The organism is Phaeovulum sp. W22_SRMD_FR3 (assembly GCF_052113705.1).
Lineage (GTDB): Bacteria > Pseudomonadota > Alphaproteobacteria > Rhodobacterales > Rhodobacteraceae > JBGQOG01.
Genome location: NZ_JBGQOG010000014.1, coordinates 112,114 through 128,556, shown reverse-complemented (window position 1 = coordinate 128,556; position 16,443 = coordinate 112,114). Strand labels below are relative to the sequence as shown.

The following is a 16,443-nucleotide window of genomic DNA, read 5'->3' as shown; positions in this document are numbered from 1 at the left end:
ACCCCGTTCGAGGCGCGCAGCAGCATCTGCGTCATCACATTCGGCATCCGCTCGCGGATGTCGCGCAGCCGCTGCCAAGGGCATTCCTGCAAGAAGCGGTAGGCCACGTCAAAGGTCGCGCCGCCCCAGCATTCGACCGAGAAAAGCTGCGGCAGGTTGGCGGCATAAGAGGGCGCCGCCCGCACCATATCGATCGAGCGCATGCGGGTCGCGAGCAGCGATTGGTGCCCGTCGCGCATCGTGGTGTCGGTCAGGAGAAGCTTGGTCTGCGCCGCCATCCAGTCGGCCACGGCCTGCGGCCCCTTGTCCTCCAGAAGGTTGCGGGTGCCATAGGCCGGTTCCACCTTCACGGCGGGGGGCTTGGGCTGGCGCGCCTCGGCGGCGGGTTTCGCCCGGCCTGCGGTCTCGGGGTGCCCGTTCACCGTGATGTCGGCGATATAGGTCAGGATCTTGGTCGCCCGGTCGCGCCGCTTTTTGAAGGTGAAGAGGTCGGGCGTCGTGTCGATGAACTTCGTCGTATAGGAGTAATCGAGGAAGGTCGGGTGTTTCAGCAGGTTGATGACAAAGTCGATGTTGGTCGAGACGCCGCGAATCCGGAATTCGCGCAGGGCGCGGTCCATCCGGCTGATCGCCTGTTCCGGCGTCTGCGCATGGGCGGTAACCTTGACCAGAAGGCTGTCATAATAGCGGGTGATCACCCCGCCCGCATAAGCGGTGCCGCCGTCCAGACGAATGCCCATGCCGGTGGCCGAGCGATAGGCGGTGATGCGACCGTAATCGGGGATGAAGTTGTTCTGCGGATCCTCGGTGGTCACCCGGCATTGCAGCGCATGGCCGCGCAGATGCACATCGGCCTGGCTCGGCGTGCCGGTGGCCTCGGCCAGCGTCATGCCTTCGGCGATCTTGATCTGGCTTTGCACGATGTCGATGCCGGTCACCTGTTCGGTGACGGTATGCTCAACCTGCACCCGCGGATTGACCTCGATGAAGTAGAACTTCTCATCGTCCATATCCATCAGGAATTCGACGGTGCCCGCGTTCTGATAGCCGACCGCGCGGCCGATTTTCAGCGCCAGTTCGCAGACCTCGGCGCGCTGCTCGGGCGTCAGATAGGGGGCGGGGGCGCGTTCGACCACCTTCTGGTTGCGGCGCTGCACGGTACAGTCGCGCTCATAGAGGTGATAAAGGCCGCCATGCGTGTCGCCCAGAAGCTGCACCTCGACATGGCGGGCGCGCAGGATCATCTTTTCCAGATAGCCCTCGCCATTGCCAAAGGCGGCCTCGGCCTCGCGTCGGCCTTCGCGGACCTTTTCGATCAGCTCCTCGGGGTTCAGGATCGGCCGCATGCCGCGCCCGCCGCCGCCCCAGCTGGCTTTCAGCATCAGCGGATAGCCCACCTCGGCCGCCTCGGCCTTGATCGCGTCGAAATCCTCGCCCAGCACATCGGTGGCGGGAATGACCGGCACGCCCGCCTTGATCGCCACCTGACGGGCGCTGGCCTTGTCACCCAGCGCGCGCATCGTCTCGGCCTTGGGGCCGATGAAGGTGATGCCGTTCGCCGCGCAGGCCTCGACGAAATCGGGGTTCTCCGACAGGAGGCCATAGCCCGGGTGGATCGCATCCGCGCCGGATTCCTTGGCCACCCGGATGATCTCGTCAATGCTGAGATAGGCGCCCACCGGCGAGAGGCCCGCGCCGATCCGATAGGCTTCGTCCGCCTTGAACCGGTGCAGCGAGAGCTTGTCTTCCTCGGCATAGACCGCAACGGTCTTTTTGCCCAATTCATTCGCGGCACGCATCACGCGGATGGCGATCTCGCCCCGGTTGGCGATCAGAATTTTACGGAACATCAGGTCCTCCCTCGGGTGGATGTTGCCGGGAAGCTTAGTGATGCCGCGCTGCAGCGCAAGCAAGATTACGTCATCAAAGACAGTTTCACGACAGCTTCGCATGGCCGCGCAGCGATTCGCGTGCTTCCCGCCTTATGTCAAAGGCCATTGGGCTGTTTGCGCTAACAGTACCGCCTGCCCGGCATTGGCCCGCGCCTGCTGCCTTGCGGGGGCGGGTGGGTGCAGTTGCAGCACCGCCGGGGGCTGTTGCCGCAGAATCACCCCGCAGAATCACCCGGCTGATTGCCCGGTCCCGAGCGCTTGGGCTTGACACGCGCGGCGTGCCCGGCTCAATCAGGGGCATGATGGATCTGCGCCCGGTAGGATATGTGATTGGCCTGCTGGTGGCAGTGCTGGGTTTGGCGATGCTGCTGCCGATGACGGTGGATTTGTCTGCCGGGAACGAGCATTGGCGCAGCTTTGCCGAAGCCGCCATTGTCACCACGGCCTCGGGCGGGCTGATCGCGCTGGCCTCGCACAACACCGTGTCGCATATGCTGACCCTGCAGCAGGGGTTCTTGCTCACCTCCGGGGTGTGGCTGGCCCTGCCGCTGTTTGGGGCGCTGCCCTTCATGATCGGCGCGCCGGGGGCCAGCTTTACCGATGCCTATTTCGAGGCGATGTCGGGGATGACCACCACCGGGGCCACCGCCTTTCTGAAGCTGGATGAGCTGCCCCCCGGCACCAATCTCTGGCGCGGCATCCTGCAATGGCTGGGCGGCCTCGGGATCGTCATCGTCGCGATGATCTTCCTGCCGGTGATGAAGGTCGGCGGCATGCAGTATTTCCGCTCGGAAGGGTTTGACACGCTGGGCAAGATCCTGCCCCGCGCGCTGGATATTTCCACCGCGATGATCCGGCTCTATGTCGCGCTGACGCTGAGCTGTGCGGCGGTGTATTTCATGCTGGGCATGACCGGTTTTGACGCGGTGATGCATGCGCTGACCACCATGAGCACCGGCGGGTTCTCGAATTACGACACCAGTTTCACCCGCTATGAGGGGTCGCTCGAATATGCCTCGGCGCTGTTCATGATCCTGGCCTCGATGCCGTTCATCCGGTTTGTGCAGATCACCCAAGGCCATGTGCGGCCGTTCTGGGAGGATGTGCAGGTGCGCGCCTATCTGCGCTGGACCGCCTATGCGATCGGGGTGATTGTGCTCTACCGCGTGATGCGCCACGAGGCGCCGCTGTTCTCCACCCTGCGCGAAGTCACCTTCAACGTGGTCTCGATCTTTTCGGGCACGGGCTATGCTTCGGAGGACATCACCACCTGGGGGCATCTGGCCTTTGTGGTGCTGATCATCACCGGGCTGATCGGGGGCTGCACGGCCTCGACCGGCTGCTCGATCAAGGTCTTTCGCTGGCTGATCCTGTTGCAGGCGATCAAGGCGCAGATCCGGCGGCTGCACAGCCCGCATCGCGTGGCCCCGGTGCGGCTGCAAAACCGGCCGGTGGAGGATGAGGTGGTGGATTCGGTGATGGTGTTCTTCACCCTGTTCATCCTGACGTTTGGCGTGCTGATCGTGGTGCTCTCGCTCTCGGGCCTGCAGACGCGCACGGCGATCACCGCGGCCTGGACCTCGATTGCCAATGTCGGCCCGGCTTGGGGCCCGGAGGTCTCGGGCAACGGCGCGATTAACCAATTCCCCGGCACCGCCAAATGGGCGATGATCATTGGCATGTTTCTGGGGCGGCTGGAGCTGGTCTCGGTATTGGTGCTGCTCTTGCCGCGGTTCTGGCGGCGCTGATGCGAAAAAGCCCCGGGCGGAACCGGGGCTTTGATCGGGCAGGGGGGCTTTGCGCAGGCCGGTCACCCGGCCCGCCGCGTCAGCGCGGGGTCACCAGCACGAGACCTGAACGGTCATCGCCTGCGCCTTCAGCATCAGATCTTCGGGCGCCAGAATCGCCGTGTCGGTGGCGGCCAGCGGCGCGAACCCATGCACCGACAGATCGGGGGCAAGGGCCGGGGCCTCCAGCGCCTCGGTCACATCGGCGGGCAGCAGGCGCGCGGGATCCAGCGGCGGCGGCGTCAGCATGCCGATCACCGCGCCGGTGCGGTCAAAGAGCGGGCCGCCCGCATCGCCCGGCAGCGCCTTCAGCGCCAGCCGCATCCGCGCCGCGCCATCGGTCAGGCCGTTCAGATCGGCGAGCGTGCCAAAGGTCAGCACCGGCGCGGTCATCGCCTGCGGATAGGAATAGCCCGCCACCGCCACATCGCTGCCCGCGCGCTGCACATCGGTTTGGAAGGCCGCGACACCCTTCGGCGCAAGCGGCTGTTTCGGCGTCAGCACCGCGATCCCCTTGTCGGCATCAATAAAATTGGTGTCGAACTCATCGCCATCCACCGTCACCCGGGCGCAATTGGCCACGGTTCCGGCCAGCGTCAGCACCGCCCCCTGATCCGAGATGTAAAAGCCCGAGGTCGAGAGTTTTGCCGTGCGCACTTCCAGCCCGGACATCAGCCCCGCTTTCGGCTCCAGCAGCGGCTCGCCCAGACTGTCGTCCAGCGCGGTAGATCCGAGCGGCGTCATGCTGGCCTGCATCGCCGCCAGCACCCGCTGCATCTCGGCGTCTTTCGCGGTCGGATAGGCGAGGGTAAAGCCTTTGATCAGCCCGTTCTTCAGGGTGACTTCCGTATGCGAGGTGAGGGTGGGGTTGCTGCCTGTCAGGCTGAAGCCGCCCCGCTCGCGGCTGCGCGGGCCCTCCAGCGGCACCAGCGACAGGGTCTGCATCTGGTCGTATAGACCCTTCAGCGTCTGCTGATCGCCCGGTTCCGAGATCAGGAGCACGGTCACGCCCGAGCCATCGCGGGCCTCGAAATGCACGAAGGGCGGGTCATAGCGGCTGAATTCCACCAGCCCCAGCGGCAGGTCGATCTCGATCCCGGCTTCTTTTTCGGTGACGCGGGAGAGGCCAAGCGCGCGGCGTTCTTCGGCTACGGCCTCCAGAAGGGCGCTGCGCTGGGCGCTGGTCAGGATGCCCGTCGGCTCAAACCCCTGCGCCGATTGCCAGGCGGCCATCGAGGCGCGGGTGCCGCGCCCGAAAGAGCCGTCGATGGCGGCGGTGTAAAAGCCCTGCCATTTCATCGCCTCTTGCAGGGCCATCTTGCCCTCGCGGTCCAGAAGCGCCTCGGAGGCGGCGGCCTCTTGCGGGGTTTCGTCGGGCAAGGCCGATCCCAAAGCCGCGGCGCCCGGCATCACCGGGGCTGTGGCGGTGGCGGTGTCGGTGCCGACCAGCAGCTCTGCCGGCAGCGGCGGCACGGTGGCGGCACCACCCGTTGTCGAACCACCTGCTGTCGCATCACCCGTTGTCGTATCGCCGCCGAGCGCCTCCGTCGCGGTGAGCGCGGGCAGTTCGGTCGGGGCGGCGGTCTCCGGGGCGTTTGCCGCCAGCGGATCAGCGGGCGCGACCTCGCCGGGGTTGGTGGGCTCGGGTGCCGGGCGCGGCATGCCGACCGGCCAATATTGCTGCCGGAACTTACTGCCATCGGTGACATAGCTGTCGGCGGGAACCATCCGCTCACCGCGCAAAAGTTTCAGCTGCTGCGCCGCATCCTCTGGCGTGTAGGGGCCAAGGGCAATGGCATACCAGCCGGTGGACATCGCAAAGCCCGCGACATTGGGGAAGGTGGCGGACCAGTCCTGCGCCCGTGCCTCGCCCTCGCGCAGGCTCGGTTGCGCCTCAACCTGCACCCAGGCCGATTGCGCCCAGGCCGTTCCCGCCAGCACCGCCGAAAAGACCGCCCCCGAAATGGCCGTCGAGATTGCCGCCCCGATCAACCGCGCTGCACCGCGTGTTCCAAACCCCATATCACTACCTTTGTCTTCCGCGCCTGTTCGTCGGCGCCGTTCATTTGTCGCGTAAAGTAGCAGGAAGTTTCCTGCCGTCACCCCGAAAGCGCCCAAATCCCGGCCAATCGGCGCACAAGCGCGCAAGCGCCGATTGACCCTCACGCCCCCCTTGGCTAGGGAAAGGGCGCTTTGCTGCGTCAGGAGCCCTGAATGACCAAGACCCCGCCCCGCTCGTTTCAAGAGATCATTCTGCGTTTGCAGAGCTATTGGGCAGCCAAGGGCTGCGCGGTCTTGCAACCCTATGACATGGAAGTGGGGGCGGGCACCTTTCATCCGGCGACCACCTTGCGCTCGCTGGGCTCAACGCCCTGGGCCGCCGCCTATGTGCAGCCCTCGCGCCGCCCGACCGACGGGCGCTACGGCGAGAACCCGAACCGCTTGCAGCATTATTATCAGTATCAGGTGCTGATCAAACCCTCGCCGAAGGACATGCAGGCGCTCTATCTCGGCAGCCTTGAGGCGATCGGGATTGATCTTGAAATGCATGATGTGCGTTTCGTCGAGGATGACTGGGAAAGCCCGACGCTGGGCGCTTGGGGGCTGGGCTGGGAGGTCTGGTGCGACGGGATGGAAGTCTCGCAATTCACCTATTTCCAGCAGGTCGGCGGCCATGATTGCAAACCGGTCTCGGGCGAGCTGACCTATGGGCTGGAGCGGCTGGCGATGTATGTGCTCGGCGTTGACCATGTGATGGACATGCCGTTCAACGATCCGGCCTCGCCGATCGCGCTCAGCTATGGCGACATCTTCCGCCAGACCGAACAGGAATACAGCCGCTGGAACTTTGATCAGGCCGACACCGAGATGCTCTTGCAGCATTTCAAGGATGCCGAGGCCGAATGCGAACGCATTCTGGCGGCCCCGGCCGAGGACAAGGCAGGCCGCCGCATCGTCATGGCGCATCCCGCCTATGACCAATGCATCAAAGCCTCGCATCTGTTCAACCTTCTCGACGCGCGCGGGGTGATTTCGGTGACCGAGCGGCAGGCCTATATCGGCCGGGTCCGGGCGCTGGCCAAGCAATGCGCCGATGCCTTTGTGACCACCCCGGCGGGGGGCGCGCTGGCCGCCGAGGTGACGGCGTGAATGGCAAGATCGTCGGAGGCTTCATCGTGCTGACAGCGCTTCTGGCGGGCGGCGTCATGTATTACGTGCAGGAATACGCCTATTACAACCGGTTGCAGGCCAGCGCGCCCGCGGCCGAGATCCGGCTGACCTCGGTGGTCAGCGGCCAGCCCGAGGACATTCTGACCGAAGGCTTTGAGGGCATTGATTCCGACAGCTCGCCCCTGCGCTTTCGCGGCTGCTTTACCACGCCGCTCTCGCTGGCACTCTTGACCGAGACCTATACGATTTACGACCAGCCCACCCCGCTGAACGCCCCGAACTGGTTCGGCTGCTTTGATGCCACCCGCATCGGCAGCGATCTGGAAACCGGCAAAGCGGTGGCTTTTCTGGCCGAAAGCAACATCCACCCCGACGTTGACCGCGTCGTGGCAGTCTATCCTGACGGGCGGGCCTATGCCTGGCACCAGTTGAATGCGAATGCGGAGACGAAAAATGCCGGATCTATTGATTGAACTCTTCTCCGAAGAAATTCCGGCCCGGATGCAGGGCCGCGCCCGGGAAGATCTGAAGAAACTGGTGACCGATGGTCTGGTCGAGGCCGGGCTGACCTATGCCAGCGCCGGGGCCTTCTCGACCCCGCGCCGGTTGTGTCTGACGCTGGAGGGCCTGAGTGCCGAGAGCGCCATGGTGCGCGAAGAGCGCAAAGGCCCGAAAACCGACGCGCCGCAGCCCGCGATTGACGGCTTTTTGCGCTCGACCGGGCTGACGCTCGAACAGCTGGAAGTGCGCGACGATAAAAAGGGCCAGGTCTATTTCGCGGTGATCTCCAAGCCGGGCCGCAAGGCCGCCGAGATCATTGCCGAGGTGCTGGAAGCCACGATCCGCAATTTCCCCTGGCCGAAATCCATGCGCTGGGGCAGCGGTTCCCTGCGCTGGGTGCGCCCGCTGCATTCCATTCTGTGCATCCTGAGTGATGAAGCCGGGGCCGAGGTGGTGCCGCTGGATGTGGATGGGATCACCTCGGGCAACACCACCGAAGGGCACCGTTTCATGGCGCCGGGGCGTTTTGTGGTGTCCTCCTTCGACGATTACCGCGCCAAGCTGAAACGCGCGCATGTCATCCTCGACAGCGCCGAGCGCGAGGCGGTGATCTGGCATGATGCGCAGAACATGGCTTTCGCGCGCGGGCTGGAGCTGGTCGAAGACAAGGGCCTGCTCACTGAAATCGCCGGTCTCGTCGAATGGCCTGTCGTGCTGATGGGCGATATTGCCGAGGCGTTTCTGGGCCTGCCGCCCGAGGTGCTGCAAACCTCGATGAAGGAGCATCAGAAGTTCTTCTCGGTCCGCAACCCGAAAACCGGGCGGATTGAGGGCTTTGTGACCGTGGCCAACCGCGAGACGGCGGATCAGGGTGCCACCGTGCTGAAGGGCAACCTCAAGGTGCTGTCGGCGCGGCTGTCGGATGCGAAATTCTTCTGGGAGAACGACCTGCGCCGGGTGAAGTCGGAAGGGATGGAGGGGATGGCCGCGGGCCTTGCCAATGTCACCTTCCACAACAAGCTGGGCAGCCAGCTCGCGCGGATCGAACGGATCGAGGCCTTGGCGCGCGAAATCGCGCCGAAGGTTGGTGCCGCCCCCGATCTGGCGGCCGAGGCCGCGCGGGTGGCCAAGGCCGATCTGCAATCGGCGATGGTCGGCGAATTCCCCGAGTTGCAGGGGTTGATGGGCAGCTATTACGCCCGCGCCGCCGGTCTGCCGGAGGCGGTGGCCGAGGCCTGTAAGGGCCATTACTCGCCGCTCGGCCCCTCGGATGCCGTGCCGTCGGAGCCGGTCTCGGTCGCCGTGGCGCTGGCCGACAAGATCGACACGCTGACCGGCTTCTGGGCGATTGACGAAAAGCCGACGGGGTCGAAAGACCCGTTCGCTTTGCGCCGCGCCGCGCTGGGGGTGATCCGGCTGGTGCTGGCGAATGCGCTGACGCTGCCGCTGTCGGCGGTGTTTGCTGCGGCGCAGCCGGGCTGTGACACGGCCGACCTCCTCGCCTTCTTCCACGACCGCCTGAAGGTGTTCCTCAAAGAGCAGGGCATCCGCCATGACGTGATTGACGCCTGCCTGGCGATGCCGGGCAATGACGATCTGACGCTCTTGGTGAAACGCGCCGAGGCTTTGGCGGCCTTCCTGAAAACCGACGATGGGGTGAACCTCATTCAGGGCTTCAAACGCGCCAACAACATCCTCAGCCAGGCCGAGGCCAAGGATGGCGTCGAATATTCCTTTGGTGCCGATCTGAAATTTGCCGAAGTCGACGCCGAGCGCGATCTCTTCGCGGCGCTGGATGCGGCGGAGGCGGCGATCTCTCCGGCGATTGCAGCCGAAGATTTCGCGGCGGCCATGGCGGCCATGGCAGCACTCCGGGCCCCGATCGACGGCTTCTTCACCGAAGTGCAGGTCAATGCCGAAAATGGGGTGGTGCGCCGCAACCGTCTGAACCTGCTGAGCCGGATCCGTCAGATCTGCCTCAGTGTGGCCGATCTTACCCGGGTGGAGGGCTGATTCCCCCATCCGGAAACGCCTCTTGCGGCACCGCAAAGTCAGCGTATGCTGCAAGCAGTAACGGAGTTTGCTGCAATGCAGAAACACGCTGATTTCATTGAGTTTACTCAAATCGAGCCCGCGGCTCCGATCAGCGTGGCGCGGCATGGCTGGCGGGCGAAATGCTTGCAGCGGCTGATTCGGATGGATCTGCCGGTGCCGCGCACCGTGGCCTTGCCCGCTGAAACCGTGCGCGCGATTGCGGCGGGGCAGCTGGTGGATACCCAGCGTCTCGCTTCGATGTTCGGCGAAGGGATGCTGGTCTCGGTCCGCCCCAGCCCGGAAAACCCCGATTGGGGCGGCCCCGGTTCGGTGCTGAACGTCGGCATGAACGACGCCCGCCATGCGGCCCTGCGCGCGAGCCACGGGGCCGAGGCGGCGGATGCGCTCTATCTGCGTTTCGTGCAGCTTTACGCGATCCATGTGGCGCGGCTCGATCCCGATATGTTTGCCGCGGAACCCTCGGGGGCGGCGCTGGTGGCGGCACTCGCCGCCTATGAGGCGGAAACCGACGAGGGCTTTCCGCAAAGCCCGGCGCGGCAGTTGACCGAGGTGTTGCGCTCGATGGCGCGGGCCTGGGAAAGCACCACGGCGCGGCTGTTGCGGCAGGCCAAGGGCGCGCCGGGCGAGGCGGCGCTGGGTCTGGTGGTGCAGGATATGGCGCTGGGGATCGGGCCGGGCTTCTCCGGTTCGGGCACCATCCAGTTTGTCGATAATGTCACCGGGGCGGCGCAGGTCACCGGCCGATTCCGCGGCCAAAGTCAGGGCCGCAAGGCGGCGCAGCAGACGCTGTTCCTGACCCGCGATCCGCGAGGCCCCTCGCTCGAGGAGCAGGCGCCGGAGATCTTTGCCGATCTGATCCGCCATGGTGCCGCCAGCCGGGCCAAGCTGCGCGAAGAGATGCAGCTGGAATTCACCGTCGAGACCGGCAAGCTGTCGATCATTGACGCCACCCGCGTGGCGCGCTCGTCGCGCGCGCAGGTCAAGATTGCAGTGGCCTTGGCGCATGACGGGATCATCAGCCGCGAGGATGCCCTGCTGCGGGTGGAGCCGCGCGCGCTGTCGGAGCTGTTGCACTATCAGGTCGACCCGCGCGCGCCGCGCGACCGGATCGCCAGAGGGATTGCCGCCAGCCCGGGTGCCGCCACCGGTAAAATCGTGTTCTCCGCCGCCGATGCGCAGGCCTCGGCCGCGCGGGATGAGCCTTGTATCCTCGTGCGGCGCGAAACCGCGCCCGAGGATATCCGGGGGATGCATGCCGCCGTTGCCGTGCTGACCGAGCGGGGCGGCATGACCAGCCATGCGGCGGTGATCGCGCGCGGGCTGGGGCTGCCCTGCATCGTCGGCGCCTCGCAGGTGCATATGTCGGGGCGCGAGCGCACCCTGACCACCGAGGACGGGCGGGTGTTCCGCGCGGGTGACATCATCACCGTGGACGGGACGAATGGCGAAGTGCTGGCGGGGGCGGCGGAAATGCTGGAACCCGCGCTGGATGACGGATTCCGCACCCTGTTGCGCTGGGCCGACAACGTCCGCGACATCGGCATCCGCGCCAATGCCGACACGCCCGATGATGCGCGCACCGCCCGCACCTTTGAGGCCGAGGGCATCGGTCTTTGCCGCACCGAGCATATGTTCTTTGACGAAGACCGTCTGACCGTGATGCGCGAGATGATCTTTGCCGATACTTCCAGCGACCGCAAAGTGGCGCTCGACCGGCTGTTGCCGATGCAGCGCGCTGATTTCATTGCGCTCTTTGACATCATGGCCGGGCAGCCGGTCTGCATCCGCCTGTTCGATCCGCCCTTGCACGAATTCCTGCCGCATGACCGCGACGGGATGCGTGAACTGGCCGAGGCGCTGGACCGGCCGCTGTCGGAAGTCACCCGCCGGGCAGAGGCCTTGTCGGAATTCAACCCGATGCTGGGGATGCGCGGCGTGCGGCTGGGAATCACTGTGCCCGAGATCTACGACATGCAGGCCCGCGCCATTTTCGAGGCCACGGTCGAGGCCAGCCGTCGCGGCGCGCCGGTGGTGCCCGAGATCATGATCCCGCTCGTCTCGGCGCAGCGCGAGGTCGAGTTGGTGAAGGCGCGGATTGATGCCGTGGCCACGGCGGTGAAAAACGAGATGCGCGCGACCTTTACCTATCGCCTCGGGGTGATGGTGGAGACGCCGCGCGCGGCGCTGCGCGCGGGCGAAATTGCCGAGCACGCAAGTTTTCTGTCCTTTGGCACCAATGACTTGACGCAGATGACCTATGGTCTGTCGCGCGACGATGCCGGGCGTTTCATGAACACCTATGTCAGCCAGGGCGTCTACCGCGAGGATCCCTTCCACATTCTGGACGTGGAAGGGGTGGGGGAGCTGTTGCTGATGGGGGCCGCGCGCGGGCGCGAACGGCGTCCCGACGTGACGATTTCGGTCTGTGGCGAGCATGGCGGCAACCCCGAATCGATTGCCTTCTGCCGGGCAGCGGGATTCGACTACGTTTCCTGCTCGCCTTTTCGCGTTCCGGTTGCGCGACTCGCGGCGGCACATTTCGCGCTCCTGGCCCCGAAAAAATCTTAAAAATGTACGAATACCCCTAGAAATCACGCCCAGTTCGCGTTATTTCACGTATAGGTGACGGGGGTATTCCGCCGTCTGAGCGACATTCCGCCGGTTCCCGCTGCGGTTATGTTGTAATTTTGCCACAAGGGTGGACAGGTGCGGATTATTCCGCTACCCGGCGTCATCGCGTTTTTAAAAACGCGATGAACTGTCCTTACTGGGAAGATTACATGTCAGTGCTGAAAAGCTGGACGGGGGGCGCGATTGTGCTCCTGGCCCTCGCCGGAGGCTTGCGTGCCGAAGTCACGGTAAGCCAGTCGAACGAACCCACAAGTGCCATTGTGCCGGTGGATCAGGGGCTTCTGGCGCTCCTGGGGCAAGAACGTTCGGCATTGGGTGCGGTTCCGGCCGGAAGGCTGACCGCCATCACCACCGCGCCGGTTGCGGCGCGCAAAGAAGCCAAGGGTGACGCTGCCGTCACCCCCATCGCCTATTCCGAGGAATGGGTCGATACGCAGCCCGTAGCCACGGGCGATGCGCAATTCCAATGTCTCGCCAAGGCTTTGTACTTTGAAGCCCGGGGCGAGGAAGTGGCCGGACAGGCCGCGGTGGCGGAAGTCATCCTGAACCGCGTCGATGATCCGGCCTTTCCGGGCTCGATCTGCGGTGTGGTGCAGCAGTCGAACGGGCGCGGATGCCAGTTCTCCTATGTCTGCGACGGGCGGGCGGATCGCATCAGCGAGAAAGCCACCTATGACCGCGTTGCCAAGGTGGCGCGCGCGATGCTGGACGGTGCGCCGCGCCGGCTGACCGAAGGGGCGACCTATTTCCACACGCCCGCCGTGCGTCCCACCTGGTCGCACCGCTTCACGCGGACGGCACAGATCGGCCACCACATCTTTTACCGCGGGCTCGACAGCTCGGCGGAAATTCAGCTCGCATCGAACTGACCGGCCCCTTGCGGGTTTCTTGGCGGGCCCCTGTCGGGGGCCCGTTTTGCATTGGGCGGGATCCGCCGTTCCTCATCCCTGTGCCGTCCCGCCGTTCCTCTGCCCATCCGAGCCTCCCTGCGGGCGGGGTTGAAAGTCGCACGGCGGTGCCGCGCTGTCGTTTCGGGGCTGCGGTGCGGGGCGGGCGGGGATATAGTCCGCCGGGCATAGATCCGGAAAGCCCATGACCAGCGACATCACCCTTGCCTTTGCCCATCCCGAAGAGCGCGCCGAGGCCTCGGCCAGCGCCGATCCGCGCGACCGGATCAGCCTGCGCGATCACGTGGTCTCGGCCGATATCGGGGCGTTCCAGCAAGAGCGCGGCCATGTGCAGCGCCTGCGCTTCAATGTGGTGGTCGAGGTGCGCCCGGCGCCCGCGCCGCTGGAAGATGATGTGGACCGCATCCTCTCCTATGACCGGATCACCGAGGCGATTGCCGCCGAGCTGGCGGATGAGCGGCTGAACCTGTTGGAGACCCTGTCTGAACGGGTGGCCGAGCGTATTCTGGCCGAACCGCAGGCGATGCGGGTTTTCGTGCGGATCGAAAAGCTGGACCGGGGTCCGGGCGCGCTGGGGGTGGAGATTGTCCGCTCACGCGCCGCCGTGCCGGTGCAGCGGGTGGCCGAGGATGGAAGCGCCGCCGCTTTGCATCCGGTGGTGGTCTATCTCTCGAATGCGGCTATGGCGGATCCGGCCTTGGGCGCGCAGCTTGACGCCTTGCAGGCCGAGGGCCTGCCGGTGATCCTGGCCGTGGGCCTGCCTGAGGGGGCGCGCCCCGAGACCGGCCACCGCCCGACGCAGCGGCGCATTGACCTGTTGGCGATTGAGCAAAACGCCTGGGTGCTGGCCGCGCGCGACCCGCGCTGTGTGGTGGTGGCAACGCGGACCGAGATCGACTGGGCGATGAAACACGGGCAGATGGTGGTCTGGGCGCCGTCGAAAATCGTGCTCGATGCGGTGGACGGGCCCAAGGCGCGCGATGGCGTGGCGTTGGCGCTCTGGCTGGCCGAGACGATGGCGGCGACGCGGCTGGAACTTCACGGCGATGTTTCAGTTCCGGCAGGAAGTCGCGTGCCCGTCACGCTTCTGGCGCGCTGAGCCTTGCCAAGCCGGGCCGGATCGGCTGAAAGGCAGGGATGGAACGACTGTATTACCGCCCGCTCGCCCAGACCGATGCCTGCCGCCCGGCGGGCGCGCTGACCCTTGCGGGGGGCTGGTGCTGGTTCGACCGGGTCGAGGTCCTCTCGCGCGGCGGCAGCCGGGGGCTGATGGCGGCCAGTGACCTGCCGCCCGAGGTCGTGCATCGGCTGACCGCGCCGCGCGCGCCGCTGGCGGGGATGCGCTGGGACGCGCCGCAGATCATGGGCATCGTCAACACCACGCCCGACAGTTTCTCGGATGGGGGCCGCTATGACCGGCCCGATGCGGCCTTGGTGCAGGCCGAGGCGCTGCTGGCGGCGGGGGCGGATATTCTCGACATCGGCGGCGAATCCACCCGGCCGGGGGCGGTGACCGTGCCCGAGGCCGAGGAGGTTGCCCGCACCGCGCCGCTGATCGCCGCCCTCCGCTCGGCAGGGCACAAGGGGCCGATCTCGATCGACACCCGCAAGGCGGCGGTGGCGGCGGCAGCTCTGGCCGCCGGCGCCGATCTGGTGAATGATGTGGCGGCGATGACCTATGATCCGGCCCTCGCCGGGGTGACGGCACAGGCCGGGGCGGCGCTCTGCCTGATGCATGCGCAGGGCAGCCCCGAGACGATGCAGGCGGCACCGCGCTATGATGATGTGCTCCTCGATGTCTATGATTTTCTGGAAGAACGCATCGCGGTGGCCGAGGCGGCGGGCATTCCGCGCGCGCAGATCCTGACCGATCCGGGCCTCGGGTTTGGCAAGACGGTGGCGCATAACCTTGCGCTGATCAACGGGCTGTCGCTGTTTCACGGGCTGGGATGCGCGGTGCTTCTGGGCACCTCGCGAAAGCGGTTTATCGGCACCATCGGGCGGGCTGAGCAGGCCGACCAGCGGATGCCCGGGACGCTCGCGGTGACACTGGTGGGGCTTTCGCAGGGCATCCAGCTGCACCGGGTGCATGATGTACAAGAGATCGCGCAGGGCATTGCCCTTTGGCGCGGCATGGTGATGGGGTATTCCGAATGACACGCAGGCTTTTTGGCACCGATGGGGTGCGCGGCACCGCCAATTCCTGGCCGATGACCGCCGAGATGGCGCTGAAGCTCGGGGCCGCCGCCGGGCGCTATTTCCGCCGTGATGGCCGCAATGGCCACCGGGTGGTGATCGGCAAGGACACCCGCCTCTCCGGCTATATGCTGGAAAACGCGCTGACCGCCGGGTTGACCTCGACGGGGATGAACGTGTTGCTGCTCGGGCCGGTGCCGACACCAGCGGTGGGTTTTCTGACCCGCTCGATGCGCGCCGATCTGGGGATCATGATTTCCGCCAGCCACAATCCGGCCGATGACAATGGCATCAAATTCTTTGGCCCCGACGGGTTCAAACTCTCGGATGAGGCCGAAGCCGAGATCGAGGCGCTCCTCGGCACCGAGATCCGTCTGGCGCAGCCGCAGAATATTGGCCGCGCCAAGCGGATTGATGACGGGCGCGGGCGCTATGTCGAATATGCCAAGACCACTTTTCCGGGAAAGGGGCGCCTCTCGGGGCTGAAGGTCGTGCTCGATTGTGCTAATGGCGCCGCCTACAAGGCCGCGCCCGAGGTGCTGTGGGAGCTGGGCTGTGAGGTGATCCCGGTGGGCACCACGCCCAACGGCTTTAACATCAACGACAACTGCGGCTCGACCCATACCGACACCGCCGCCGCCGCCGTGGTCGCGCATGGGGCGGATCTGGGGATCAGCCTTGATGGCGACGCCGACCGGGTGATGATCCTTGATGAAACCGGCCGGGTGGCGGATGGCGATCAGATCATGGCGCTCTTTGCCGCACGCTGGGCCGCCGAAGGGCGGCTGAAGGGCGGCGCGCTGGTGGCCACGGTGATGTCGAACCTCGGGCTGGAGCGGTTCCTGACGGGCAAGGGGCTGCGGCTGGAGCGCACGGCGGTGGGTGACCGCTATGTGGTCGAGCGGATGCGCGAGGGCGGCTTTAACCTGGGCGGCGAGCAGTCGGGCCATATCGTGATGACCGATTATGCCACCACCGGCGACGGGCTGATCGCGGGCCTGCAGTTCCTGGCCGCGATGTCGGAATCGGCTGAGCCTGCCAGCGCGCTGGTGCAGCAGTTTGAGACCGTGCCGCAAATGCTCAAGAATGTGCGCTACGGCGAGGGGCAGGAGCCCCTGAAAGTGGCCGCCGTGCAGGCGGCGATTGCGCAGGCTGAGGCGGATCTGCGTGGCAACGGCCGGCTCCTCATCCGCAAATCGGGCACCGAACCGCTGATCCGGGTGATGGCGGAATCCGAGGATGCGCAGGTGCTCGAAACCGCTGTCGGCTCGATCGTCGCGGCGGTGGAAGCGGCGGTCTGAT

The 16,443-nt window shown here is 65.8% G+C and carries 11 protein-coding genes; 9 read left to right on the top strand and 2 right to left on the bottom strand.

The window, feature by feature from the left end:
- Positions 1–1,850, bottom strand: a 1,850-nt coding sequence (locus ACEN2S_RS16595; RefSeq protein WP_441867927.1) for a pyruvate carboxylase, incomplete at its 3' end; no start/stop codon positions are given.
- A gap of 341 nt (positions 1,851–2,191) precedes the next feature.
- Between ACEN2S_RS16595 and ACEN2S_RS16590 the strand changes: the two genes are divergently transcribed.
- Entirely contained in the window at positions 2,192–3,640 is a 1,449-nt protein-coding gene (locus tag ACEN2S_RS16590; RefSeq protein WP_441867925.1) for a TrkH family potassium uptake protein, read from the top strand.
- A gap of 90 nt (positions 3,641–3,730) precedes the next feature.
- Here ACEN2S_RS16590 and ACEN2S_RS16585 read toward each other — a convergent pair whose 3' ends face one another.
- Entirely contained in the window at positions 3,731–5,701 is a 1,971-nt protein-coding gene (locus ACEN2S_RS16585) for a trypsin-like peptidase domain-containing protein (RefSeq protein ID WP_441867923.1), read from the bottom strand.
- A gap of 192 nt (positions 5,702–5,893) precedes the next feature.
- On the opposite strand from ACEN2S_RS16585, the gene ACEN2S_RS16580 reads away from it, so the two are divergent.
- The 8 genes from ACEN2S_RS16580 (at position 5,894) to glmM (ending at position 16,442) form a co-directional block, all read left to right on the top strand.
- Complete coding sequence (locus ACEN2S_RS16580; protein WP_441867921.1) at positions 5,894–6,829, top strand: glycine--tRNA ligase subunit alpha; 936 nt, start codon at positions 5,894–5,896, stop codon at positions 6,827–6,829.
- Complete coding sequence (locus ACEN2S_RS16575) at positions 6,826–7,323, top strand: DUF6446 family protein (RefSeq protein WP_441867919.1); 498 nt, start codon at positions 6,826–6,828, stop codon at positions 7,321–7,323. The genes ACEN2S_RS16580 and ACEN2S_RS16575 overlap by 4 nt, the downstream gene beginning before the upstream one ends.
- On the top strand, positions 7,304–9,364 hold the full coding sequence (gene glyS / locus ACEN2S_RS16570) for a glycine--tRNA ligase subunit beta (protein ID WP_441867917.1): 2,061 nt from the start codon (positions 7,304–7,306) through the stop codon (positions 9,362–9,364). Before ACEN2S_RS16575 ends, glyS begins: the two co-directional genes overlap by 20 nt.
- 75 nt (positions 9,365–9,439) lie before the next feature.
- Positions 9,440–11,974, top strand: coding sequence for a putative PEP-binding protein (locus ACEN2S_RS16565; RefSeq protein WP_441867915.1), 2,535 nt, complete (start codon positions 9,440–9,442; stop codon positions 11,972–11,974).
- Between the two features lie 212 nt (positions 11,975–12,186).
- Complete coding sequence (locus ACEN2S_RS16560) at positions 12,187–12,906, top strand: cell wall hydrolase (protein ID WP_441867913.1); 720 nt, start codon at positions 12,187–12,189, stop codon at positions 12,904–12,906.
- 223 nt (positions 12,907–13,129) lie between these two features.
- Positions 13,130–14,044 (top strand): dihydroneopterin aldolase, encoded by a 915-nt coding sequence (locus tag ACEN2S_RS16555; protein ID WP_441867911.1) that lies wholly within the window; start codon positions 13,130–13,132, stop codon positions 14,042–14,044.
- A gap of 38 nt (positions 14,045–14,082) precedes the next feature.
- Complete coding sequence (gene folP / locus ACEN2S_RS16550) at positions 14,083–15,102, top strand: dihydropteroate synthase (protein WP_441867909.1); 1,020 nt, start codon at positions 14,083–14,085, stop codon at positions 15,100–15,102.
- On the top strand, positions 15,099–16,442 hold the full coding sequence (glmM, locus tag ACEN2S_RS16545; protein WP_441867907.1) for a phosphoglucosamine mutase: 1,344 nt from the start codon (positions 15,099–15,101) through the stop codon (positions 16,440–16,442). Before folP ends, glmM begins: the two co-directional genes overlap by 4 nt.
- The last annotated feature ends 1 nt before the right edge of the window (position 16,443 follow it).

What these genes read in the sequence shown, in the direction of transcription:
- ACEN2S_RS16590 (WP_441867925.1), top strand. Translation starts at nt 2,192, where the DNA reads ATGATGGATCTGCGCCCGGTAGGATATGTGATTGGCCTGCTGGTGGCA.
- ACEN2S_RS16585 (WP_441867923.1), bottom strand. Translation starts at nt 5,701, where the DNA reads ATGGGGTTTGGAACACGCGGTGCAGCGCGGTTGATCGGGGCGGCAATC.
- ACEN2S_RS16580 (WP_441867921.1), top strand. Translation starts at nt 5,894, where the DNA reads ATGACCAAGACCCCGCCCCGCTCGTTTCAAGAGATCATTCTGCGTTTG.
- glyS (WP_441867917.1), top strand. Translation starts at nt 7,304, where the DNA reads ATGCCGGATCTATTGATTGAACTCTTCTCCGAAGAAATTCCGGCCCGG.
- ACEN2S_RS16565 (WP_441867915.1), top strand. Translation starts at nt 9,440, where the DNA reads ATGCAGAAACACGCTGATTTCATTGAGTTTACTCAAATCGAGCCCGCG.
- ACEN2S_RS16560 (WP_441867913.1), top strand. Translation starts at nt 12,187, where the DNA reads ATGTCAGTGCTGAAAAGCTGGACGGGGGGCGCGATTGTGCTCCTGGCC.
- ACEN2S_RS16555 (WP_441867911.1), top strand. Translation starts at nt 13,130, where the DNA reads ATGACCAGCGACATCACCCTTGCCTTTGCCCATCCCGAAGAGCGCGCC.
- folP (WP_441867909.1), top strand. Translation starts at nt 14,083, where the DNA reads ATGGAACGACTGTATTACCGCCCGCTCGCCCAGACCGATGCCTGCCGC.
- glmM (WP_441867907.1), top strand. Translation starts at nt 15,099, where the DNA reads ATGACACGCAGGCTTTTTGGCACCGATGGGGTGCGCGGCACCGCCAAT.